Origin of the sequence: Arsenicicoccus sp. UBA2120, from assembly GCF_002330965.1 — a bacterium.
Classification (GTDB): Bacteria; Actinomycetota; Actinomycetes; order Actinomycetales; family Dermatophilaceae; genus Arsenicicoccus; species Arsenicicoccus bolidensis.
Genome location: NZ_DCYC01000031.1, coordinates 39,641 through 62,416, shown reverse-complemented (window position 1 = coordinate 62,416; position 22,776 = coordinate 39,641). Strand labels below are relative to the sequence as shown.

General features: G+C 71.8%; 17 protein-coding genes. 10 read left to right on the top strand and 7 right to left on the bottom strand.

What is annotated here, in order from left to right; translation table 11 throughout:
* Positions 1–44 precede the first annotated feature (44 nt).
* A complete protein-coding gene (acnA, locus tag B2P18_RS04225) occupies positions 45–2,828 on the top strand; it encodes an aconitate hydratase AcnA (RefSeq protein ID WP_034250891.1) in 2,784 nt (927 codons plus the stop codon).
* Here the strand turns inward: acnA and B2P18_RS04220 are convergent.
* Entirely contained in the window at positions 2,818–4,536 is a 1,719-nt protein-coding gene (locus B2P18_RS04220; protein ID WP_286956023.1) for an NAD-binding protein, read from the bottom strand. The two genes, acnA and B2P18_RS04220, sit on opposite strands and share 11 nt — an antisense overlap.
* 162 nt (positions 4,537–4,698) lie before the next feature.
* On the opposite strand from B2P18_RS04220, the gene B2P18_RS04215 reads away from it, so the two are divergent.
* The gene (locus tag B2P18_RS04215) at positions 4,699–5,679 is read left to right on the top strand and encodes a zinc metalloprotease (protein ID WP_286956020.1); all 981 of its coding nucleotides are present in this window, start codon (positions 4,699–4,701) and stop codon (positions 5,677–5,679) included.
* A 58-nt stretch (positions 5,680–5,737) separates the two neighbouring features.
* Here B2P18_RS04215 and B2P18_RS04210 read toward each other — a convergent pair whose 3' ends face one another.
* The 4 genes from B2P18_RS04210 to B2P18_RS04195 form a co-directional block, all read right to left on the bottom strand.
* Positions 5,738–6,577, bottom strand: coding sequence for a carbohydrate ABC transporter permease (locus B2P18_RS04210; protein WP_376783696.1), 840 nt, complete (start codon positions 6,575–6,577; stop codon positions 5,738–5,740).
* A complete protein-coding gene (locus tag B2P18_RS04205; protein ID WP_286956017.1) occupies positions 6,574–7,284 on the bottom strand; it encodes a carbohydrate ABC transporter permease in 711 nt (236 codons plus the stop codon). Before B2P18_RS04205 ends, B2P18_RS04210 begins: the two co-directional genes overlap by 4 nt.
* A 172-nt stretch (positions 7,285–7,456) precedes the next feature.
* Positions 7,457–8,563 (bottom strand): extracellular solute-binding protein, encoded by a 1,107-nt coding sequence (locus tag B2P18_RS04200; protein WP_313534806.1) that lies wholly within the window; start codon positions 8,561–8,563, stop codon positions 7,457–7,459.
* A 143-nt stretch (positions 8,564–8,706) separates the two neighbouring features.
* On the bottom strand, positions 8,707–9,735 hold the full coding sequence (locus tag B2P18_RS04195; RefSeq protein WP_286956015.1) for a LacI family DNA-binding transcriptional regulator: 1,029 nt from the start codon (positions 9,733–9,735) through the stop codon (positions 8,707–8,709).
* 134 nt (positions 9,736–9,869) lie between these two features.
* On the opposite strand from B2P18_RS04195, the gene B2P18_RS04190 reads away from it, so the two are divergent.
* The 5 genes from B2P18_RS04190 to B2P18_RS04170 all read left to right on the top strand — a co-directional run bounded on the left by B2P18_RS04190 (position 9,870) and on the right by B2P18_RS04170 (position 16,226).
* Complete coding sequence (locus B2P18_RS04190; RefSeq protein ID WP_286956013.1) at positions 9,870–11,987, top strand: glycogen debranching N-terminal domain-containing protein; 2,118 nt, start codon at positions 9,870–9,872, stop codon at positions 11,985–11,987.
* Between the two features lie 163 nt (positions 11,988–12,150).
* Positions 12,151–12,519 carry a hypothetical protein gene (locus tag B2P18_RS04185; protein WP_286956012.1) on the top strand — a complete coding sequence of 123 codons (369 nt, stop codon included), beginning with the start codon at positions 12,151–12,153 and terminating at the stop codon, positions 12,517–12,519.
* Positions 12,520–12,610: 91 nt separating this feature from the next.
* A complete protein-coding gene (gene dxs / locus B2P18_RS04180; RefSeq protein WP_286956010.1) occupies positions 12,611–14,464 on the top strand; it encodes a 1-deoxy-D-xylulose-5-phosphate synthase in 1,854 nt (617 codons plus the stop codon).
* Between the two features lie 48 nt (positions 14,465–14,512).
* A complete protein-coding gene (locus B2P18_RS04175) occupies positions 14,513–15,502 on the top strand; it encodes an LLM class F420-dependent oxidoreductase (protein WP_286956008.1) in 990 nt (329 codons plus the stop codon).
* On the top strand, positions 15,495–16,226 hold the full coding sequence (locus B2P18_RS04170) for an HAD family hydrolase (RefSeq protein ID WP_286956007.1): 732 nt from the start codon (positions 15,495–15,497) through the stop codon (positions 16,224–16,226). Before B2P18_RS04175 ends, B2P18_RS04170 begins: the two co-directional genes overlap by 8 nt.
* A 2-nt stretch (positions 16,227–16,228) precedes the next feature.
* On the opposite strand, the gene B2P18_RS04165 is transcribed toward B2P18_RS04170, so the two are convergent.
* On the bottom strand, positions 16,229–18,280 hold the full coding sequence (locus B2P18_RS04165; RefSeq protein ID WP_019284773.1) for a M3 family metallopeptidase: 2,052 nt from the start codon (positions 18,278–18,280) through the stop codon (positions 16,229–16,231).
* A 190-nt stretch (positions 18,281–18,470) separates the two neighbouring features.
* Between B2P18_RS04165 and ahpC the strand changes: the two genes are divergently transcribed.
* From ahpC to B2P18_RS04150, 3 genes are all read left to right on the top strand, one after another.
* Entirely contained in the window at positions 18,471–19,034 is a 564-nt protein-coding gene (gene ahpC / locus B2P18_RS04160) for an alkyl hydroperoxide reductase subunit C (protein WP_019284774.1), read from the top strand.
* Between the two features lie 234 nt (positions 19,035–19,268).
* Positions 19,269–20,843, top strand: coding sequence for an alkyl hydroperoxide reductase subunit F (gene ahpF / locus B2P18_RS04155; RefSeq protein WP_029210037.1), 1,575 nt, complete (start codon positions 19,269–19,271; stop codon positions 20,841–20,843).
* A gap of 10 nt (positions 20,844–20,853) precedes the next feature.
* A complete protein-coding gene (locus B2P18_RS04150) occupies positions 20,854–21,762 on the top strand; it encodes a LysR substrate-binding domain-containing protein (protein WP_029210038.1) in 909 nt (302 codons plus the stop codon).
* 44 nt (positions 21,763–21,806) lie between these two features.
* Here B2P18_RS04150 and B2P18_RS04145 read toward each other — a convergent pair whose 3' ends face one another.
* Positions 21,807–22,769 (bottom strand): DUF808 domain-containing protein, encoded by a 963-nt coding sequence (locus B2P18_RS04145; RefSeq protein ID WP_286956005.1) that lies wholly within the window; start codon positions 22,767–22,769, stop codon positions 21,807–21,809.
* Positions 22,770–22,776: the final 7 nt, after the last annotated feature.

Genomic DNA, 22,776 nt, shown 5'->3' with positions numbered 1-22,776 from the left:
TTGTCTCGACGTCGAGACAACGACCCTTCGTGGAAGGAACAGGCGTGAGCCAAGAGAGTGTGAACAGCTTCGGAGCCAAGGACACCCTGGAGGTCGGTGACGCGTCCTACGAGATCTTCCGGCTCGACAAGGTCGAGGGCAGCCAGACCCTCCCGTACTCCCTGAAGGTCCTGCTGGAGAACCTCCTGCGCACCGAGGACGGGGCCAACATCACCGCCGACCACATCCGGGCGCTGGGCGGCTGGGACGAGAAGGCCGACCCCGACACCGAGATCCAGTTCACGCCCGCGCGCGTGATCATGCAGGACTTCACCGGTGTGCCGTGCGTCGTCGACCTCGCCACGATGCGCGAGGCCGTCGCCGACCTGGGTGGCGACCCCACCCGCATCAACCCGCTGGCCCCCGCCGAGCTCGTCATCGACCACTCGGTGCAGATCGACTCCGCGGGCAACCCCAAGTCCTTCCAGATCAACCAGGACTTCGAGTACCAGCGCAACAACGAGCGCTACCAGTTCCTGCGCTGGGGCCAGACGGCCTTCGACGACTTCGTGGTCGTCCCCCCGGGCACCGGCATCGTCCACCAGGTCAACATCGAGCGCCTCGCCCGCGTCACCATGTCGCGGGGCGGCCAGGCCTACCCCGACACCTGCGTCGGCACCGACTCGCACACGACCATGGTCAACGGTCTCGGCGTCCTCGGCTGGGGCGTCGGCGGCATCGAGGCCGAGGCGGCCATGCTCGGCCAGCCCGTGTCGATGCTCATCCCGCGCGTCGTCGGCTTCAAGCTCACCGGCTCCATGAACGCCGGCGTCACCGCCACCGACGTCGTCCTCACCATCACCGAGATCCTGCGCAAGCACGGGGTCGTCGGCAAGTTCGTCGAGTTCTACGGCGAGGGCGTCGGCGAGCTCCCGCTGGCCAACCGCGCCACCATCGGCAACATGAGCCCCGAGTTCGGCTCCACCTGCGCGATCTTCCCGATCGACGACGTGACGCTGGACTACCTGCGCCTCACGGGGCGCGACGACGAGCAGGTCGCCCTCGTCGAGGCCTACGCCAAGCAGCAGGGCATGTGGCTCGACCCCAGCGCCGAGGCCCGCTACAGCGAGCTGGTGGAGCTGGACCTGAGCACCGTGGTGCCCTCGATCGCCGGGCCCAAGCGTCCCCAGGACCGCATCGTCCTCACCGACGCCAAGGCCGCGTTCCGCAAGGTCCTGCCGACCTATGTCAAGCACGAGGAGGGCAACGGGTCCTCGGGCGGGTCGTTCCCGGCCTCCGACGCCCCGTCCCAGACCAGCGACACCGAGAGCGGCGGCACCCAGCCGGCCAACGAGGGCAACGGGTCCTCGCGCCCCTCGCACAAGGTCTCGGTCACGACCGACAAGGGCACCTTCGACATCGACCACGGCCACGTCGCGATCGCCTCGATCACGTCCTGCACCAACACCTCCAACCCGTCGGTCATGATGGCCGCGGCCATGCTGGCCAAGAACGCCAACGAGCGCGGTCTCAAGGCCAAGCCGTGGGTCAAGACCTCCATGGCGCCGGGCTCGCAGGTCGTCACCGGCTACTACGACAAGGCCGGCATGTGGCCGCACCTCGAGGCGCTGGGCTACCACCTCGTCGGCTACGGCTGCGCCACCTGCATCGGCAACTCCGGGCCCCTCGACGACGAGATCAGCAAGGCCATCAACGACAACGACCTGTCGGTGTCGGCCGTGCTCTCGGGCAACCGCAACTTCGAGGGCCGGATCAGCCCGGACGTCAAGATGAACTACCTGGCGTCCCCGCCGCTGGTCATCGCCTACGCCCTGGCCGGGACGATGGACTTCGACTTCGAGGCCGAGGCGCTCGGTCAGGACACCGACGGCAAGGACGTCTACCTCAAGGACATCTGGCCCTCGCCGGAGGACGTCGAGCGCACGATCGCCGAGTCGATCAGCCGCGACCTGTTCGTCGACGACTACAAGGACGTCTTTGCCGGGGACGAGCGCTGGCAGGGCCTGGAGACGCCCGAGGGCAAGACCTTCGCGTGGGACCAGGACTCGACCTACGTCCGCAAGCCGAGCTACTTCGACGGCATGACCATGGAGCTCACGCCGGCCGAGGACATCTCGGGCGCGCGGGTGCTCGCCAAGCTGGGCGACTCGGTCACCACCGACCACATCAGCCCGGCCGGGTCGATCAAGGCCGACAGCCCTGCGGGCACGTACCTCGCCGAGCACGGCGTGGAGCGCAAGGACTTCAACTCCTACGGCTCGCGCCGCGGCAACCACGAGGTCATGGTGCGCGGCACCTTCGCCAACATCCGTCTCAAGAACCTCCTGCTGGACGGCGTCGAGGGCGGCTACACCCGCAACTTCCTCGACGGTGGCGAGCAGACGACGATCTACGAGGCGTCCGAGGCCTACCAGGAGGCCGGCGTCCCGCTGGTGATCCTCGGCGGCAAGGAGTACGGCTCGGGCTCGTCGCGCGACTGGGCGGCCAAGGGCACGCGCCTGCTGGGCGTCAAGGCGGTCATCACCGAGTCCTACGAGCGCATCCACCGCTCCAACCTGATCGGCATGGGCGTGCTGCCGCTGCAGTTCCCCGAGGGCGAGTCGGCCGACTCGCTGGGCCTGGACGGCACGGAGACCTTCGACATCACCGGGGTCACCGAGCTCAACGAGGGCAAGACCCCCAAGACCGTGCACGTCACGGCGTCCAAGGACGGCGGCGACACGGTCGAGTTCGACGCGGTCGTCCGGATCGACACCCCCGGCGAGCGTGAGTACTACCTCAACGACGGCATCCTGCAGTACGTCCTGCGGTCGCTCGTCACCGCCTGACGACCCAGCGTCGTCCGGCTGGTCGTGGCCCGGTTCCTCCTCGAGGGGGACCGGGCCACGGCCGTATGCCGTCCCGCGCCGTCACGCTGGGGTCGGCAGGCGAGCCGCAGCTGCCCGAGCCCGGTGCGGGTGGCGGCGACCGCGATCCGGTCGCCGGGGCCGAACGCCTCGTCCGGCTCGTGCCAGACCCACGCGCCGCCCTCGCGCCGCACGGCGAGCAGCCGCACGTCGCCGCCTGCGACAGCTGGGACGGCAGCACCCCCACCAGCCCGGCGTCCTCCTCGACCTGCAGCTCGGTGAGCAGGACCACCCGGCGCCCCACAGGGACGATCGTGGAGCGGGGACGCCCGAGGGCCGCCGCCACGAATGCCGGCGCGGTCAGCATGGACACCGACCGGGTCGCGCCGAGCTGCAGCCGACGCTCGACGCGGGTCGCGAGGTCGTCGTCGTAGAGCCGGGTCACGATACGCAGGTCCTCGCGGGCGGCCCTGGCCACCAGGGAGATCTCGAGGTTGACGGCGTCGTCGTCGGTCAGGGCCATGGCGGCGTCGCAGCGGTGGATGCCGGCCTCCTCGAGGGTGGAGGGGTCGCTCGCCTCGCCGATCACGACCGGCACCTTGAGGCGGCGGATCCGGTTGACGCCGTAGGCCTCCTCGTTGCGCTCGACCGCGACCACCGGGATCCCGCGCTCGCGCAGGCCCACGACCACGGCGGTGCCGATCCGGCCGAGCCCGCACACCACCACGTGGTGCCGGGGCCGCCCGCGGACGCTGCCCGTGAGGGTGGCGAGGCGCGAGCTGGTCAGGGCGTCGGTCATGACGGCCGTCAGGCCGGAGGCGAGCAGCAGGCCCATGACCTGGATGACGATCGCCGTGAACCGCACCGTCAGCTCGGCGTCGTCCGGGTCGCCGTAGCCCGTCCCCGTCGCCGTGGTGAACGCGAGGTAGAGCGAGGTGAGCCAGTCCTTGCCGGCGGTGCTGTGGAAGTAGGCCGTGCTCGCGAGGATGACGCCGAGCAGGAGCAGGAGCACGATCCGCTGGCGCCGGCCCAGCAGTTGTGCGGCGCCGCCCAGGATCCCGCCGGTGCGGACCTGCCGGCCGTGGTGGCGGTGCTGCGTGCCGATGACCACGGCCGTCGCGTCGTCCGGGCGCACGTCTGCGCTCGCGCCGTGGGCGTCCGGGAGCGGCCCGCGCACGGGGTCCCCGAGGTCGGCCAGCACCTGCCCGGCGACCGATGTGCTGGGACCCACCACCACGTCACGACCGCCGAGCCGCAGGGCCTGCACCTCGCCGTCGCCGATCGCGGCCCCGATGAAGGCCGGCGCCGCCAGCTGGGCGGGGGACAGGACGGTGCAGTCGCCGAGCAGCGGGGCGAGCCGCGAGCCGAACGCCGGGTTGACGACCTCGAGCACGATGGGGACGCGCCCGTCGGCATCCTCGACCGCCAGGGCCGTCCTCGTGGAGGCCACCTCGTCCCGGCCGAGGACGATGACGGCCCGCGCCCGGTGGACGCCGGCCTCGCGCAGGACCCGCTCGTCCGTGCGGGCCGCCTCGACGACCGTGACGTCCCGGGCCCGCAGCTCCGCCACGACCATCGGGTCGGCCGTGGGCGGGACCACGACCACGGCGGCCGTGCGCGAGCGGGCCAGCTCCTCGACCACGCGGACGGTCGTGGTCTCGACCCCGACGACGATGACGTGCTGCTCCATGGTCCGCATCGTAGGGGGCGCCACCGACAGACGGCCGGCCCCGCGAGCCGTCGCCGGGACGGTCCCTCGCTGGGAACGAGCCGGGCGTTTCGCCCATTCGGGTGCTGACGTGAGGGGCGGGTCCGGCATACGGTCACGCAACCCCCAACGAAAGGCTCTGCCATGTCCCGCAGGCTCGCTCTCCCCGGTGCCCTCGCGATCGCTGCCGCCGCGGCGATCACCGCCGGTCCCGCCGCCGTCGCCACCTCCACCGTCGCCACCTCCACCGTCGCCGCCCCCACCGCGGCGAGCACCGCCGTCCAGCCGTCCGCCGCCGTGCAGGACTGCCTCGAGCTGTTCTCGGCCGCCCGCAAGAAGGACACCTCCGCGGCCGAGGAGCCGGACGTCACCCGCGGCAGCGGCGCCAAGGCCTACGGCGTGCTCAAGAGCTTCCCGCAGCTGGCCCCCGGAAGCGTGACGGTCCCCGTCGTCTTCCACGTCACGTCGGACCACGTGCTGACCGCCGCCGAGCGGGCGCGCTACGAGCGGATGATCGCGGCGCAGATGGACGTCATGAACGCGTCCTACAGCGGGCAGACCGGCGGCGCCGACACACCCTTCCGCTGGCGCCTGGCGGGCATCGACCACACCGTGAACCCGGCGTGGTACACGGTCGTCCCGGGCAAGACCGAGAAGGCCATGAAGGCCGCCCTGCACACGGGCGACTCCCGGACCCTCAACGTCTACACCGGCGACATCGGGGGCGGCCTGCTGGGCTGGGCCTACTTCCCCAAGGACTACAACAACGGGCGCGACTACCTCGACGGCGTAGTGATGCTCGACGAGTCGATGCCGGGCGGCACCGCCGGCAAGTACGCGCTCGGCGACACCCTGGTCCACGAGGCCGGGCACTGGCTCTCGCTCTACCACACCTTCCAGGGCGGCTGCACGTGGTCCAACGACTTCGTCGCCGACACCCCTGCCGAGGCGCACCCGCAGTTCGACTGCCCCGTCGGCGCCGACTCCTGCGACGCTCCCGGTCTGGACCCGATCCACAACTTCATGGACTACACGCAGGACTCCTGCATGGACAGCTTCACCGCCGGTCAGGCCAAGCGCATGAGCGACGCCTGGCAGTACTTCCGCGACCCGGCCAACGCCTGATCACGCGTCCTGCCCCGCCGACGCGGCCGGCGGGGCCGTCGAGGCCGTTGAGGGTGCCTCAGCCCTTGACGGCCCCGCCGTTGGCGCCCCGGACGAGGTGCCGCTGGAAGACGAAGAACAGGACGGCGACCGGGATGGTCGTGATCAGGGCCGTCGCCATCTTGAGCGGGAACTGCGTCCCGGACCCCAGCCCACCCGCGGTCAGGTCCGCCAGACTGGTCACGAGCGTCTTGTGCTCGGGGCTGCCCGTGACCACCAGGAAGTGGCTGAACTCGTTCCATGAGCCCTGGAAGGACAGGATCGTCAACGTGATCAGCGCGGGCCGCGCCATGGGCAGGATCACCGACCAGAACGTCCGGAAGACCGAGGCGCCGTCCAGGCGGGCGGCCTCCTCGATGGTGACCGGCACGCTGTCGAAGAACTGCTTCATGATGAAGACGCCCGCCGCGTCGACCAGCAGCGACAGGATCATCGCGGCGTAGGTGTCGTAGATGCCGAGGTACTTGACCATGAGGAACTTGGGGATGAGCAGGGCGACGCCGGGGACCGACATGACGGCCAGGACCAGGGCGAAGACCGCGCCGCGCCCGCGGAAGTGCAGCCGCGACAGGGCGTAGCCGGCGAGGGAGTCGAAGAACACCCGGCCGGCCGTCACGGCCACGGTCACGACCACCGAGTTGGTCAGCCACCGCAGGACGGGCAGCTGGCTGTCGCCGCTGCCGAGCACCGCGCCCCACGCCTGGGTCGAGAGGGGGTGGGGGAGCAGCGACAGGGGGTTGGCCGAGGCGTCCGGGTCGGTCTTGAGGGACGTGGCCACCTGGATGACGAAGGGGTAGAGGTAGACCACGGCCGCCGCCACCAGCACGGCATACGCCAGGGTGCGTCGCAGGCTCATCATCCCACCTCGTCGCCCTCGGTCATGACCCGGCGCTGCACCCAGGTGAGCAGCACGATGATCACGAAGATGATGAAGGCCATCGCGGCCCCGGTCCCGAACCGGCCCTGCTTGAAGGACTGCTCGTAGGACAGGTAGGCCGGGGTGAGCAGGGTCTTGCCGGGGGAGCCGCCACCGGTCGCGTAGACCTGGTCGAAGACCTGCCAGGTGCCGATCAGGCCCAGCGTGACCACGAGGAAGAGCACGGACCGCAGCTGGGGGACCGTGACGTACCACAGCTTCTGCCAGCCCGTGGCGCCGTCGAGCGCGGCCGCCTCGTCGACGTCCTCGGGCAGGTCCTGCAGGGCGGCGAGGAACATCAGCATGAAGGTCCCGGTCGTGGTCCACACGGCCAGCAGGATCAGGACGAGCATCGCGACCGACGGGCTGCCGACCGAGGTCATGAAGTCGCGCCCGGTCAGGCCCTGGCCGGACAGCAGCGTCGCGTAGTTGTCCAGGCCGACCAACGGGGCGTTGGCCTGGACGAACGGGTCGCCGTTGCCGCTCCAGCGCGTGAAGGAGACGTAGAGCGCCATACCGATCGGCACGATCATGAAGGTGCCGAGGACCACGATCATCGGCAGGGTGAAGGCCCAACCCGCGGCGGTCTGCCCGGCGTGGATGCCGGGCCCGGACCGTCGCGAACGTCGCTCCGTCGTGGGGCTTGTCATGGCGTCCTCTCGCTGCCGACGGCCCGGTCAGCCCTTGATCGCTGCCTCAGCGTTGAGCTGCATCGTCGTGAGGATGGCCTTGGGGTCACCGGTCGCCAGGGACTCGATCTGGGGCGTTGGCGTCCGCGAGCACCGCGTCGAAGCCAGGCGTGGTGGGCATTCCCTTGCCGTACTACGCCCCGGCGACGAAGGCGGCGTCCGCCGGGGTGGCCGCCTTGTACTTGGCCATCGCGGAGGTGGTCGACGGCATGACCCCGAAGGCCTTGGCGGCGCTCAGCTGCTGGGCGTCCTCGCCGAGGAACTTCACGAGGTCCACCGCGGCGGCCTGGTTCTTGCTCTTGGCGGCGATGCCCCAGCAGTTGGTGAACATCAGGGTGCCCTTGCCCTTGGGGCCGGCGGGCAGCTCGACGACCTTGACCTTGAGGTCGGGGGCGTCCTTGGCGAGCGCGCCACGGATCCAGTTGCCCTCGATCGTCATGGCGGCCTTGCCCTTGACCAGGGCCTCGCCGCCCCAGCCCGCGTCGACCTGCTTGGAGAGCTTCATGGCACCGCTGCGCAGGAGCTTCTGCGCCTCGGTGAGGCCGGCGAGGTTCTCGGGGGAGTCGGCCGTCGCGGTCTTGCCGTCCTCGGACAGCACCCAGCCCCCGGCCTGGGTCATGAAGGCACCCACGCGCTGGAACTCGGGGGAGATCACCAGCCCCGTCTGGGATCCGGTGGTCAGGCGGGTGGCGACCCGCTCGAGGCCGGCCCAGTCCTTCGGGACGTCGGCGTTCGTGAGGCCGGCCTTGGTCCAGAGCTCCTCGTTGATCACGAGGGCAAGGGTGGAGAAGTCCTTGGGCGCGCACTGGAGCTTGCCGTCGATGGTGAAGGTCTGCCGCAGCGAGGGGACGTAGTCCAGGCCCGTCAGCTGGTCGCCGTAGGCGTACAGGTTGCCGGCCTTGGTGAAGGTGCCCACCTGGGCGGGCTCGAGGTAGAACAGGTCGGCGGGGGAGCCCCCGGCGAAGCCCTTGGCCAGCTCCTCGGGCAGCTTGGCGGTGCCGGTGACCTGCACGGAGCTGCCGGTCTTGGCCGCCCACGCCTCGGTGGCCTTGCGGACGGCCCCGAGCTCGACGTCGTTGGAGACGCCGACCAGCATCCGCAGGGAGGCCAGCCCGGACTGCGCCGCGGGTGCGCTGCTGCTCGGGGCGGCGTCGAACCCGCCTCCACCGCACGCACCGAGGGCGAGGGCGGTCGTGGCCGCGAGGCTGACGAGGACGACGGTGCGGGTGGGGAGAGTCATCGTTGGCTCCTGGTGGTCCGGGACGATCGGTGGGTGGCGCTTCGTGGGTGCTCGGGGTTGGATCGTTCAAATCTGTGGATCGACGGGTATGCCGCCCACCCGCCGCGGGGCGGGGTCGGGCTCGTGGTGAGGTCGCCCTCTCGTCAGGGCCGTCTCGTGCTGCCGGCCAGGCGCAGGGTCGGGGCCAGCAGGGCTCCCTGCGCCGGCTCGTCGCCGTCGGCGAGGAGGACGTCGATCTGGGTGAGCAGGTGCTCGACGATCTCGGCCAGCGGCTGCACGACGGTGGTCAGGTCGAACATGCCGGCCGTGCTGGTCCCGTCGAAGCCGACGAGGCCGATGTCCCGGCCGGGGACGAGGCCGGCGTCGACGACGGCCTGCCGGGCGCCGAGGGCGACCATGTCCGAGACGCAGACGATCGCGTCACCCGGTTGGAGCGACCCCAGCAGGTCGGCCGCGGCGGCCTGGGCCTGCGGGAGGTCCTGCTCGGTGCGAGCCACCAGCGACTCGTCGAGGACGCCGAGATCCGCCGCGGTGTCGCACCACCCGCTCAGGCGGTCGTCCCCGACGGCCGAGCCCTCGGGCCAGCCGAGGAAGGCCACCCGCCGGTAGCCCTGGTCGACGAGGTGACGCACCGCGGCGGTCGTGCCGGCGCGGCCGTCGACGTCGCCCCAGGCGGTGAACTCGGGGTCGTCCCAGACCCGCCCGAAGGTCGCGAAGGGGATGCCGTGCTCGTTGAGCCACTCGGGGCGCGGGTCGCCGTGGTGGGTGCCGTAGAGCACGAAGGCGTCGACCAGGTGGGCCCGCACCATGGACTCGTAGCCCGAGGTGGTGGGCGTGGGGGAGTCCGTCCCGAAGGTGACGACGTGGCAGCGGTGGCTGCGGGCGGCCAGGGAGAGCTGGGTGAGGAAGGGATAGGCCACCTCGGCGCTGGCGGCGTCGCCGCGGGCGTCGAGCTCGAGGCCGATCGCGCCCGCCCGCTGCTCGCGCAGGGACTTGGCGGCCGAGCTGGGGCGGTAGGAGAGACGGTCGATCTCGATCTGCACCCGCTGCAGCGTCTGGGGTGCGACGCGATCCGGCCGGTTGACGGCGTTGCTCACGGTCTGCCGTGACACGTTGGCCGCCCGGGCGACGTCGTTGATCGTCGCGCGGCGGTGCCCCATGCTGCTGCTCATCGTCACCATCGACTCCTTGGACAGGCTGTGCGATCGCTGCGAGGTATCATCACCTTTGAACGATCAGAATCATCGTCACCCCGGGCAATCAGCCTGTCAACAGCGGCGCTCGGGTCTCCACGAGAGGTCGTCCCGTGCCGGAGCAGAGCCGCTTGACACCAGACGCCAGCCGCCGGCAGCCATGGCTGCACGAGCTGGAGCTGGCAGTTCACGGTCATGCCACGGCGCTGTCCGCGCGCGACGGGACGATGACCGCGCCTGGCACGGGGGTCTTCGTCGACGACCGTCGTGTCGTCTCCCACCTCAGGGTGCTGGCCGACGACCACGCCGGCGACCTGGTGATGTCCTCGAGCGTCGGGCCCGAGACCCATGTCCTCACCTCTCTGCGCCACCTCGGCACCCCCGGCCCGGACCCCACGGTCGAGCTGCGGCGCGTCCGGGCGGTGCACGACGCGGGGATGACCGAGACCATCCGCCTGACCTCACGCGCGGCCGAGACCGTCCGCACCCGCCTGGTGGTGGAGATCGGCGGGGACGGGGCCTCCCTGGGCGCGGTCAAGTCCGGCGAGCCCGCGGGCCCGCTGCTGCCCACGATGACCGCGGGGGCCCGCACCCCCGACGTGGTCCTCACCTGGTCGGACGACCGGCACCTCACGCACGTCGTGACCGAGCCGCGACCCTCCGCCGTCGAGGCGGGGGAGCCGGACCGGCCCTCGCGCATCCGCTTCGACCTCGAGGTGCCCCCGGGCCAGACCAGGTCGGTGCGGGTGTCGGTGGTCACCCAGCGCCTCGCCGCCACGGCGTTCGACGCCGACCCCGGCGCGGACCTGGTGGACTGGTCCTCGGTGCTGGTCGAGGCCGCCGACACCCGCCTCGACGTCGTGGTCAGCAGCGCGCTCGAGGACCTGCGCCAGCTGACGATGCGGGACCCCGACGCCCCGGACGACGTCTTCGCGGGTGCCGGGTCCCCGTGGTACCTCACGTTGTTCGGTCGCGACTCGATCTGGGCCGCCCGGCTGTCCCTGCCCTTCGGGACCACCCTCGCGGGGGGCACCCTGCGCACCCTGGCCCGACGCCAGGGCCGCGTGGACGACCCCACGACCGCGGAGGAGCCCGGCAAGATCCTGCACGAGGTGCGCCGCGAGCGGTACGTCGACGACGTCACCGGCCTGGCCCTGCCGTCCACCTACTACGGCACGGTGGACGCCACGTCGCTGTGGGTGTGCCTGCTGCACGACGCGTGGCGCCACGGCCTCCCCGAGGACGAGGTGCGTGACCTGCTCCCGCCCCTGCGGGCGGCCCTCGGGTGGATCGCCCGACAGGTGCAGGACAGCCCCGACGGGCTGCTCCGCTACGTCGACCGCAGCGGGACGGGGCTGGCCAACCAGGGCTGGAAGGACAGCGGCGACTCGATGCGCCGCTCCGACGGCTCCATCGCCCCCGCGCCGATCGCCCTGCTCGAGGCGCAGACCTACGCGGTCGAGGCGGCTCGCGAGGCCCGAGCGCTGCTGGAGGCCCTGGACGCCGGCACGCCGCAGGAGCTCGCGGACCTGGACCGGCTGGCCGACGCGCTGGCGACCCGGGTCCGCGAGGCCTACTGGGTGCGCGGGCCGCGGGGTCCGCACCTGGCCATGGCCCTGGACGCAGACGGGCGCCCGGTGGACGGGATCGGGTCCAACATGGGCCACGCCCTCGGCTCGGGTGCCCTCACTGCGGACGAGGCCGCCCTCGTCGCCGACACCCTGACGGGGCCTGACCTGCTCGGCCCCTACGGCATCGCCACGCTCTCGCGCAGCAACCCCGCCTACAACCCCATCGGCTACCACACGGGCTCGGTGTGGGTCCACGACACGGCTATCGGGCTCCTCGGCCTGGTGGCCGAGGGCCGCACCGAGCGGGCCGGGGACGTGGCCCGCAGCCTGGTCGCCTCGTCGGTCGCCTTCGGCTACCGATGGCCCGAGCTGTATGCCGGGGACCCGGTCCTCGGTCGCCCGGCGCCGTACCCCGCGTCCTGCCGCCCCCAGGCCTGGTCCGCAGCGTCGGCCGCCGCCGTCGTGACCGCCGTCCTCGGCCTGCGCGTCGACGTGCCCGGGCGGCACGTCGAGGTGCGGCCGCTGCCGTCGCTTCCCTTCGGCCCGCTCACCGTGCGGGGCCTGCGCTTCGGCCCGACGGCGTTCTCGGTCACGGTGGCGGCGGACGGGACGGCCACGGTGGAGGGCCTGCCCGACGACGTCACGGTGGCGACCGCCTGACGGCACAGGGCGTGGGCACAGGGAGCACGGCGTCCGGCATACGGGGTCCGGCATCCGGCATCCGGCATCCGGCATCCGGCATCCGGCACGATCGGCGGGGACGACCACGTCCCGGGCGTCCCGCCGCCGAGGGTCTGTCAGAGGCCCGCGGCACACTGGTCCCATGACCGCGCACGTCCCACCCGGCTGGCCCGGGGAGATCCCGCCGCCCGAGAGCCAGGGCTGGCGCGAGCACGCCGTCCCGTGGCTGCTCGACCAGTGTCCGGCCGACTTCCGCGGCTACGCGTCGTGGCGCCGGCACCCGCAGGCGCTGGCCTGGGTGGCGGTGCAGCACGTGGACGCCCAGCTCGCCGCGATGCGGCAGGCCTACCGCCAGGTGCGGGTGGCGCTGGGCGAGGACCTGCCCCCGGAGGCGCTCCGCGACGTCATGGCCGACCTCGAGGCGGAGGGGGTGCGCCTGCGGGCCACGGCGCGCAGCGTCCACCTCGTGCACGAGGCCATGCAGGGGCGCCGGTTCGTGCCCCGGCTCTGAGCCCGCCGCGCCCGTCCGGGACCACCCGCTGGTCTAGACTCGCAAGTCGCGTCCTCTTCCGAAGGAGTCGGATCCACTCGTGGCTCAAGGTGTGCTCTCGACCATCACCAGCCCGACGGCACTGCGTCGGCTGCCCGCCTCTCGCCTCCCCGCCCTGGCGGCGGAGATCAGGGAGTTCCTGGTCAACCAGGTGGCCAGGACGGGCGGACACCTCGGCCCCAACCTCGGGGTCGTCGAGCTGACCATCGCGCTGCACCGCGTCTTCGAGTCGCCGCACGACACGATCGTCTACGACACCGGACACATCAGCTATGTCCACAAGCTGCTGACCGGGCGGCAGGACTTCTCGGCCCTGCGCGCCCAGGGCGGGCTCTCCGGCTACCCGTCCCGCGCCGAGTCCGAGCACGACGTGGTCGAGAACTCCCACGCCTCGACCTCCCTGTCCTGGGCCGAGGGGATCGCCATCGCCCACCAGCTCACGGGCGACCGCCAGCGACACACGGTCGCCGTCATCGGCGACGGGGCCCTGACCGGCGGCATGGCCTGGGAGGCGCTCAACAACATCGCCGCCCGCAAGGACCTGCCCCTCGTCGTGGTCGTCAACGACAACGAGCGGTCCTACGCCCCCACCACGGGCGGGCTCGCCGAGCACCTGTCGACGCTGCGCACCACCCAGGGCTACGAGCGGATGCTGAGCATCGGCAAGCGCGCCATCTCGGGGGCTCCCGTGGTCGGGCGCCCCGCCTTCGAGACCCTGCACGGGATCAAGAAGGGTCTCAAGGACATCGTCGCGCCGCAGGGCCTCTTCGAGGACCTCGGCATCAAGTATGTCGGTCCGGTCGACGGGCACGACGAGCATGCCCTCGAGGTGGCGCTGCGCCAGGCCAAGGGCTACGGCTCGCCGGTGCTGGTCCACGTCCTGACCAAGAAGGGCAAGGGCTACCGCCCCGCCCGCCAGCACGCGGACGACCAGTTCCACGCGGTGGGCGTCATCAACCCCGAGACCGGCCTGCCCCTCGAGGTGTCGGGCCGCTCCTGGACCGACGACTTTTCCGACTCGTTGGTCGCCCTCGGCCAGGAGCGCGACGACGTGGTGGCCCTGACCGCCGCCATGCTCATCCCCGTCGGGCTGCGCGACTTCTCCCTCAAGTTCCCCGAGCGGGTCATCGACGTCGGCATCGCCGAGCAGCACGCCGTGACCATGGCCGCGGGTCTGGCCTACGCCGGGCTGCACCCGGTCGTGGCGATCTACTCGACTTTCCTCAACCGCGCCTTCGACCAGCTGCTCATGGACTGTGCGCTGCACCGGGCGGGCGTGACCTTCGTGCTGGATCGGGCCGGCGTGACCGGGTCGGACGGCGCGTCGCACAACGGCATGTGGGACATGACCCTGGCCAACGTCGTGCCGGGGCTGCACCTCGCGGCCCCCCGCGACGGCGAGCAGATCGACCTCGCGCTGCGCCGCGCGGTCGACATCACCGACGCCCCCTCGATCATCCGCTTCGCCAAGGGCAACCCGCCCGCGCCGATCCCCGCCCTCGAGGAGCGCGGCACCGTCGACGTCCTGCACGGCCCGGGGGAGGAGCACGTCGACACCCTCGTGGTCGCGGTGGGCTCCATGGTGCCGACCGCCCTGGGCGTGGCCACCCGGCTCGAGGACGCCGGCCGGTCCGTCCGGGTCGTCGACCCAGTGTGGGCGCTCCCGGTCAGCGACGACGTGGTGGACGAGGCTCGCCGCGCCGACCAGGTCGTCGTCATCGAGGACAACCTCGTCTCCGGCGGCGTGGGCTCCGCGATCACGCTCGCGCTGCAGCAGGCCGGCGTCACGGCGCCGGTGCGACCCTTCGGGATCCCCAAGGAGTTCCTCGACCACGCCTCCCGCGGGCAGGTGCTCGCGGCCATCGGGCTCACCCCCGACGCGATCGCCGAGACGCTGCTCGCCTGAGGACCAGCCGAGGTCTACCGACCCGGCACCCACGGGTATGCCTGTCCCATGACCCGATTCGGCTACACCCTGATGACCGAGCAGGCCGGTCCCAAGGACCTGGTCCGCTTCGCCCGCAAGGCCGAGGACGTCGGCTTCGACCTCGAGGTCGCCAGCGACCACTACTTCCCCTGGCTGAGCGCCCAGGGTCACGCGCCGTTCGTCTGGAGCGTCCTCGGTGCCGTCGCGCACGTCACCGAGCGCGTCGAGCTCATGACCTATGTGACCTGCCCGATCCTGCGCTACCACCCGGCGGTCGTGGCGCAGCAGGCGGCCACCGTCCAGATCATGGCCGACGGCCGGTTCACGCTCGGGCTGGGCTCCGGGGAGAACCTCAACGAGCACGTCGTCGGTGCGGGCTGGCCCGCGGTCTCCGCCCGCCAGGACATGCTGGCCGAGGCCATGGAGATCATCCACGAGCTGCACTCCGGCGAGCTGGTCACGTACGACGGCGAGTACTACCGCGTCGACTCGGCTCGTATCTGGGACCTGCCAGACGAGGGCGTCGACATCGCGCTCGCCGCGGGCGGCCCCAAGGCGCTGGAGCGCTGCGCGGCCTTCGCCGACCACCTCGTCGCGACAGAGCCGGACCCCGACCTGATCGCGGCGTGGGACGACCTGCCGGGCAAGCCGAGCATCGGCGCCGGCGCCCGGGCCATCGGGCAGATCCCCATCAGCTGGGACCCCAGCAAGGACGCCGCCGTCGAGCGCGCCCACGAGCAGTTCCGGTGGTTCGCGGGCGGGTGGGACGTCAATGCCGACCTGCCGACCACGGCGGGCTTCGCCGGCGCCACGCAGTTCGTGAGGCCCGAGGACGTCGCCGAGAGCATCCCCTGCGGACCTGACCTCGACGCCATCGTCGAGAGCGTGCGCCCCTACTGGGAGGCGGGGTTCACCGACGTCGCGCTCGTCCAGATCGGTGGCGACACCCAGGACGCGTTCCTGGAGCAGGCCGCCGGACCGCTGCTGGAGCGGCTGCGGGAGGCCTCCCGTGGCTGACCTGCGACCTGGCGTCCTCTTCGACGTCGACGGCACCCTGCTCGACACCAACTACCTGCACACCCTCGCCTGGTGGCGGGCGCTGCGCGCGACCGGCCACGACGAGATCACCATGCAGCAGTGCCACTCGGCCATCGGCATCGCCAGCGCGGGGCTGGTCCGCCACCTCACCGGCGGCGAGGACGAGGAGGCCGTGGACCGGCACAGCGAGGAGTACGAGCCCCTCAAGGCCGACCTCACCGCCTTCCCCCGCGCCGCGGACCTGCTGCGCGCCTGCCACGACGCCGGGCTCCTGGTCGTGCTCGCGACGAGCGGCCAGGAGGGTGACCTCGACTGGATGGTCCCGGCGATCGGCGTCTCGGAGGACGTCCTCGCGGGTGCCACGACCAGCGGCGACGTCGAGGAGGCGAAGCCCGAGCCGGACCTCCTGACGGTGGCGGTCGAGCGCTACGGCCTCGACCCGGAGCAGACGGTCGTCGTCGGGGACACCGTGTGGGACGTCGCGGCGGCCGAGCGCGCCGGCCTGCGGTCGATCATGGTCACCTGCGGCGGGATCGGCCGGGCCGAGCTGCTCGAGGCCGGGGCCGACGAGGTGTATGACGACCCCGCCGACCTGCTGGCCCACCTCGACTCGTCCCTGCTGGGGCAGGTGGCGCGGGCGGTGCCCGACGACGTGGCCGGACGCTCCCAGCGCCAGGCCTCCGACCGCTGCGGTCAGACCTGAGGTCAGTCGAGGCCGTGCCGGTCCAGCAGGTGCTGCACGTCGGGGTCCTGCCCGCGGAACCTGCGGTAGACCTCGGTGACGTCCAGCGACCCGCCGCGGGCCAGCAGCTCGCGCCGGAAGCGCTCGCCGGTCTCGCGCGAGAGGCCGCCGTTCGCCTCGAACCACGCCACGGTGTCCGCGTCGTAGACCTCGGACCACATGTAGGAGTAGTAGCTGGCGGCGTACCCGCTCGCGAAGACGTGCGAGAAGTAGGTGGACCGGTAGCGCGGCGGGACCAGGTCGAAGGCCATGCCGGCCTGCTCGAGCGCCGCCCGCTCGAAGGCCTCCACCTCGTCGACGGACGACGGGAGCCGGTCCAGCGGGGTCTGGTGCCAGGCCTGGTCGAGCAGCATCGCGGCATACGACTCGGTCATCTCGTAGCCCTGGTCGAAGTGCCGGGCGTCGAGCAGGGTCGTGATCCACGCCGCGGGCATCGGCTCGCCGGTCTCGTGGTGCACGGCGTAGCGCGCGAGCAGCTGAGGGTCCCAGGCCCAGATCTCGTTGACCTGGCTCGGGAACTCGACGAAGTCCTGCGGGGTCGCGGTGCCCGACCGCGACGGGTAGCGCACGTCGGACAGGAGCCCGTGCAGGTCGTGCCCGAACTCGTGGAACAGCGTGATCACCTCGTCCCAGGACATCAGCGTGGGACGGCCGGGGGCGGGCCGGGACAGGTTGCACGTGTTGGTGACCACCGGGCGGTGCCCGAGCAGGGTGCTCTGGTCCAGCAGCGAGGTCATCCAGGCGCCACCCTGCTTGCCGGGCCGGGTCCACGGGTCCAGGACCACGGCACCCAGCACCGCGCCGTCCGGCTCGCGCACCTCGTAGACCCGGGCGTCCGCCGTGTAGCCCACGAGCTCCGGCTGCTCGTGGAAGGTGATGCCGTAGAGCGCGGTGGCCGCCGCGAAGACGCCCTCGTGGAGGACGCGCTCGAGCTCGAGGTAGGGGCGCAGGAGGCTCTCGTCCAGCGAGTAGCGTTCGCCGCGGACGAGGTTCGCGACATACGCCCAGTCCCAGGGCTCGAGCACGGCGCCCGGCTCGATCTCCTGCAGCCGCTCCTGCAGGACCTCGGCCTCGGCGCGGGCGTTGCGGACCGCGGCCGGCCCCACCCGGGTGAGGATCTGCATGACCGCCTCGGTCGACCCCGCGCAGCCGTCGGAGGCGACGTAGGCCGCGTAGTGCTCGTGGCCGAGCAGGGCGGCCTTCTCCGCCCGCAGCCGCGCCGTCCGCACGACGAGCTCCCGCGTGTCGTGCTCGCCCTCGAGCCCCCTGCCCACCGAGGCGTGGTGCAGCTCCTCGCGCAGCGACCGGTCGGCGAGCACGGCGAGCCGGGGCTGCCCGGTGGTGTTGACGAGCTCGACCAGCCAGCCGTCGAGACCCCGCGCCTCGGCGGCGGCGCGGGCACCCTCGAGGTCGGCCTCGTCGAGGCCCGCCAGCCGGTCCTGGTCGGTCACGTGCACGGCGGCGGCGTTGCGTCCGGCCACGGCGCGCTCGTTGAACTCGGCCGCCAGCGTGGCGAGCTCGGCGTTGATCGCCCGCAGCCGGGACTGCCCCGCCTCGTCGAGGGCGATGCCGCCCCGCTCGTAGCCCCGGACGGCCTCATGGAGCAGCCACGCCGTCTCCTCGTCCAGCGTCATGTCGCCGGCGTCCACCCGCGCCCGCAGGGCGAGGAGCCGGTCGTAGAGCCGGCGGTCGAGCATGATCGCGTCCCCGTGGGCCGCCAGGAGCGGGGCCAGCTCGGCGCGGATGGCGTCCCGGCGCGCATTGGTGTCGGCCGCCGCCACGGGCCAGAAGGCGTCCATCGATCGGCGCAGGGTCTGTCCGGAGCGTTCCCAGGCCTCGACGACGTTCTCGACGGTCGGCGCCGACGGGTCGGTGGCGACGGCGTCCAGCTCGCGCAGCTGCTCGGCCATGCCCTCGAGGATCGCCTCGCGGTAGTCCTCGTCCTGGAGGTCCGGGTAGGGCGGCAGGTGGTGGGGGAGGGCCGAGGGCGAGAGCAGGGGGTTGGTGCGCGTCATGCCTCGTAGTCAATCCCATCCCCGGGGTCCGTGTCGCCGGGCCCGCGCACTAGCGTGGTGGGTGCGCCCGCATTGACGGCGCCTATGCACCACATGCACACAAACGATCGACTCTGACTTTCGTTTCCGGGTCGATTCATATAGGTTCTATATCGGCAGTTCCCACCAGCACCGTAGCCAAGGAGCACGCATGAACCTCATGAACACCAAGATCCTCCCGTTCTCCACGACCGCCTTCAAGAGCGGCGAGTTCGTCGACGTGAGCGAGAAGGACGTCCTCGGCAAGTGGGCCATCTTCTTCTTCTACCCGGCGGACTTCACCTTCGTGTGCCCGACCGAGCTCGGTGACGTCGCGGACCACTACGAGGAGCTGCAGAAGCTCGGCGTCGAGGTCTTCTCCGTGTCCACCGACACGCACTTCGTGCACAAGGCCTGGCACGACACGTCCGACACGATCGGCAAGATCGACTACTACATGCTCGGCGACGCCAACGGCGTGATCACCAACAACTTCCAGAACATGCGCGAGGGCGCCGGCCTCGCCGACCGCGCCACCTTCCTGGTGGACCCGGAGGGCACCATCCAGTTCATGGAGGTCACGGCCGAGGGCATCGGTCGCAACGCGACCGAGCTGCTGCGCAAGGTCAAGGCCGCCCAGTACGTCGCCGCCCACCCGGGCGAGGTCTGCCCCGCCAAGTGGGAAGAGGGCGAGGCCATCCTCACCCCCGGCCTGGACCTCGTCGGCAAGATCTGACCTCACCTCGGGAGTCTCCCGAGCAGGTCGTATGGCGAGCCCACCCGCTCGCCGACGCACCACCACGTGCCGCGGCGGGTGGCCGGACCCCGGTCACCCGCCGCCGCCGTCCGGCCCACCCCAACCCCGCGCATCTACCCCACCTGACCTCACCTCGGCGCCGCGCAGCACCTGCGTCGCGCGCCCACCCCGCCGCCGTCTCGTCATACGCGATCCAAGGAGTGTCCCGTGCCCGTGCTCGACGCCGCCATGACCACCCAGGTCAAGTCCCTGCTCGTCAACGTCAAGGAGCCGATCGAGCTGGTCGCGTCCCTCGACGACCGACCCAAGGCCGGCGACATGCGTCAGCTCCTCGAGGAGATCGCGGCGCTGTCGGACCTGGTCAGCCTGCGCACGGACGGCACCTCGAGCCGTCGTCCGTCCTTCCGCATCGAGCGCGCGGGCACCGACGTGGGCGTCGAGTTTGCGGGCATCCCGCTCGGCCACGAGTTCACGTCGCTCGTCCTGGCGCTGCTGCAGGTGGGCGGGCACCCGATCAAGGAGGACGCCGAGACCATCGAGCAGGTCGCGGCGATCGACGGCGACTTCGAGTTCGTGACCTACATGTCGCTGTCCTGCCAGAACTGCCCCACGGTGGTCCAGGCCCTCAACGCCATGTCCGTCATCAACCCCCGGATCAAGCACACCGCCGTCGAGGGCTCGCTCTTCCAGGACGAGATCGAGGAGCACGGCATCAAGGCCGTCCCCACCGTCTACGTCAACGGCGAGCTGTTCGACTCCGGCCGCATGACGATGGCCGACATCCTCGGCCGGATCGACGCGGGCGCGGTGGACCGGGCGACCGAGAAGCTCAACGGCAAGGAGCCCTACGAGGTCCTCGTCGTCGGCTCCGGCCCGGCCGGCGCCGCCGCCTCCATCTACACCGCCCGCAAGGGGATCCGCACCGGCCTGGTCGGCGAGCGGTTCGGCGGGCAGGTGCTCGACACGATGGCGATCGAGAACTTCGTGTCCGTGTCCTACACCGAGGGTCCGCGCTTCGCGGACGCGCTCAAGGAGCACGTCGGCCAGTACGACGTCGACGTGGTCTCCGGCCCGGCGGCCACCGAGCTCGTGCCTGCCGACACCGAGGGTGGCTACCACACGGTGAAGTTCGGCGACGCCTCCCTGCAGGCCCGCTCCGTCGTGCTCGCCACCGGGGCGCGCTGGCGCCACATGGGCGTGCCCGGCGAGGAGGAGTACCGCAACAAGGGCGTGACCTTCTGCCCGCACTGCGACGGCCCGCTGTTCAAGGGCAAGCGCATCGCCGTCATCGGCGGCGGCAACTCCGGCGTGGAGGCCGCGATCGACCTGGCCGGCGTCGTCGGCCACGTCACCCTGATCGAGTTCCTCGACGAGATGCGCGCCGACCAGGTCCTGCAGGACAAGCTGCACAGCCTGCCCAACGTCGACGTCATCCTGTCCGCCCGGACCACCGAGGTCGTCGGCGACGGCAAGCAGGTCACGGGTCTGCGCTACGAGGACCGCGCGTCCGGCGAGGCCAAGGAGCTGCAGCTCGAGGGGATCTTCGTCCAGATCGGCCTGCTGCCCAACACCGAGTGGCTCAAGGGCGCGGTCGAGCTGACCGAGCGCGGCGAGCTGGTCGTGGACGCGATGGGCCGCACGTCGGTCCCGGGCGTCCTCGGCGCCGGGGACTGCACCAACGTCCCCTACAAGCAGATCGTCGTGGCGCAGGGCGCCGGAGCGACGGCCGCGCTGTCCGCCTTCGACCACCTGATCCGCACCTCGGCCCCGTCCCCGGCGATGGCCTGACGGGTCCCCCGTGAACCTCAGAGACCTGGAGTACCTCGTCGCCCTGGCGGACCACCGGCACTTCGGCCGGGCGGCCGCTGCGGCATACGTCAGCCAACCCACCCTGTCCACCCAGCTCAAGAAGCTCGAGACCGAGCTCGGCGTGGACCTCGTCGAGCGCGGCACCCGCCAGGTGCTGCTGACGGGCGCGGGGGAGCGCGTGGTCGAGCGGGCCAGGTCGATCCTGGGGCAGGCCCAGGACATCCGCGACATCGCCCGCTCCGCCCGGGACCCCCGGGCGGGGCGGCTGCGGCTGGGGTTCTTCCCCACGCTGGGGCCCTACCTGCTGCCCCACGTGGTGCCGGCGCTCCGCGAGCGGCTGCCGGACGCCGAGCTGCTGCTCACCGAGGCCAAGACCGGTGAGCTGCGCGAGCAGCTGCTGGCGGGCACGCTGGACGCCGCCCTCATCGCCCTGCCGGTCGTGGACGACGCCCTGCACGTGCGGCCGTTGTTCCGTGAGGACTTCCTGCTCGCGGTGCCCGCCGACCACGAGCTGGCGGGCGAGACCGGGAGGCTGCCCGCCGAGCGGCTCGCCGGCGAGGACCTCCTCCTGCTGGCGGAGGGTCACTGCCTGCGGGACCAGGCGCTGGACGTCTGCCAGACCGCCGGGGCCCGGGAGCAGTCCGGCTTCCAGGCCACCAGCCTGGAGACGCTGCGCCACATGGTCGCCGCGGGCGTCGGCACCACCCTGCTGCCGCGCCTGGCAGTGTCGCCGCCGAGCCGCAACCCGGACGGGGTCGTGCTGCGCGAGTTCGTGGGGGCGGCGCCGCACCGCGACATCGCGATGGTCTGGCGACGCAGCAGCGTGCAGGCGCCCCTCCTCGACGAGGTGGCCGAGGTGCTGGGCCGCCTGCCGGCCGGGCTCGTCACCCCGCTCTGACGCGCGGCTGCGGGTCGGTCCAGCCGTCCGCGCTGCCTCGTCGGTCAGTGTGCGGAGTGGCCCTCGGCCGGCTCGCCCTTGCCGCGCTTGACGAGGTGCAGGATCGTCACGATCACCGCCCCGACCGCCAGCCCCACGATCGCCGAGCAGATGGTGTTGGTCAGCCAGCCCAGGACCCCGCCGAGCGGTCCGGTCGCGTGCTTGACGGCCTCCTCCAGGTGGTGGACGAAGGCGTACGGCGGGGGCCAGCCCAGCGTGTCGACCCCCATGAGCAGGATGTGGCCACCGACCCACAGCATGGCCACGGTGCCGATGATCGCCAGCCAGCGCAGGAGCACGGGCATCGCCTTGACCAGGCCGTTGCCGATCGACTGCGACGCGCCGTTGCTCTGCTTGGCCAGGTGCAGGCCGATGTCGTCCATCTTGACGATCAGGGCGACGAAGCCGTAGACGCCGAGCGTGATGAAGATGGCCACGATCACCAGCGTGATGGCCCGGGTCCAGAAGGCCTCCTTGGCGACCTCGTTGAGGGCGATGACCATGATCTCGGAGGACAGGATGAAGTCCGTGCGGATGGCGCCGGACGTCATGGTCCCCTCGGCCTCCTCCCCGCTCATGGTCGCCGTCGCCTCGTCGGCGTCGTGCCCGTGGCCCGAGACCTTCTCCCAGATCTTCTCCGCGCCCTCGAAGCACAGGTAGGTGCCACCGAGCATCAGCAGGGGGGTGAGCGCCCACGAGGCGAACTGGCTGAGCAGCAGGGCCGCCGGCAGGATGAAGAGCAGCTTGTTGCGCAGGGAGCCGATCGCGATCTTCTTGATCATCGGCAGCTCGCGGTCGGGCGTGAACCCGGTGACGTAGCGCGGCGTCACCGCGGTGTCGTCGACCACCACGCCGGCGGCCTTGGCGCTGGCCCGCCCGGCGGCGGCGCCGACGTCGTCGACGGAGGCGGCGGCCAGCTTGGCCATGGTGGCGATGTCGTCGAGCAGGGCAGCGAGTCCGCCGGCCATGGAGGTC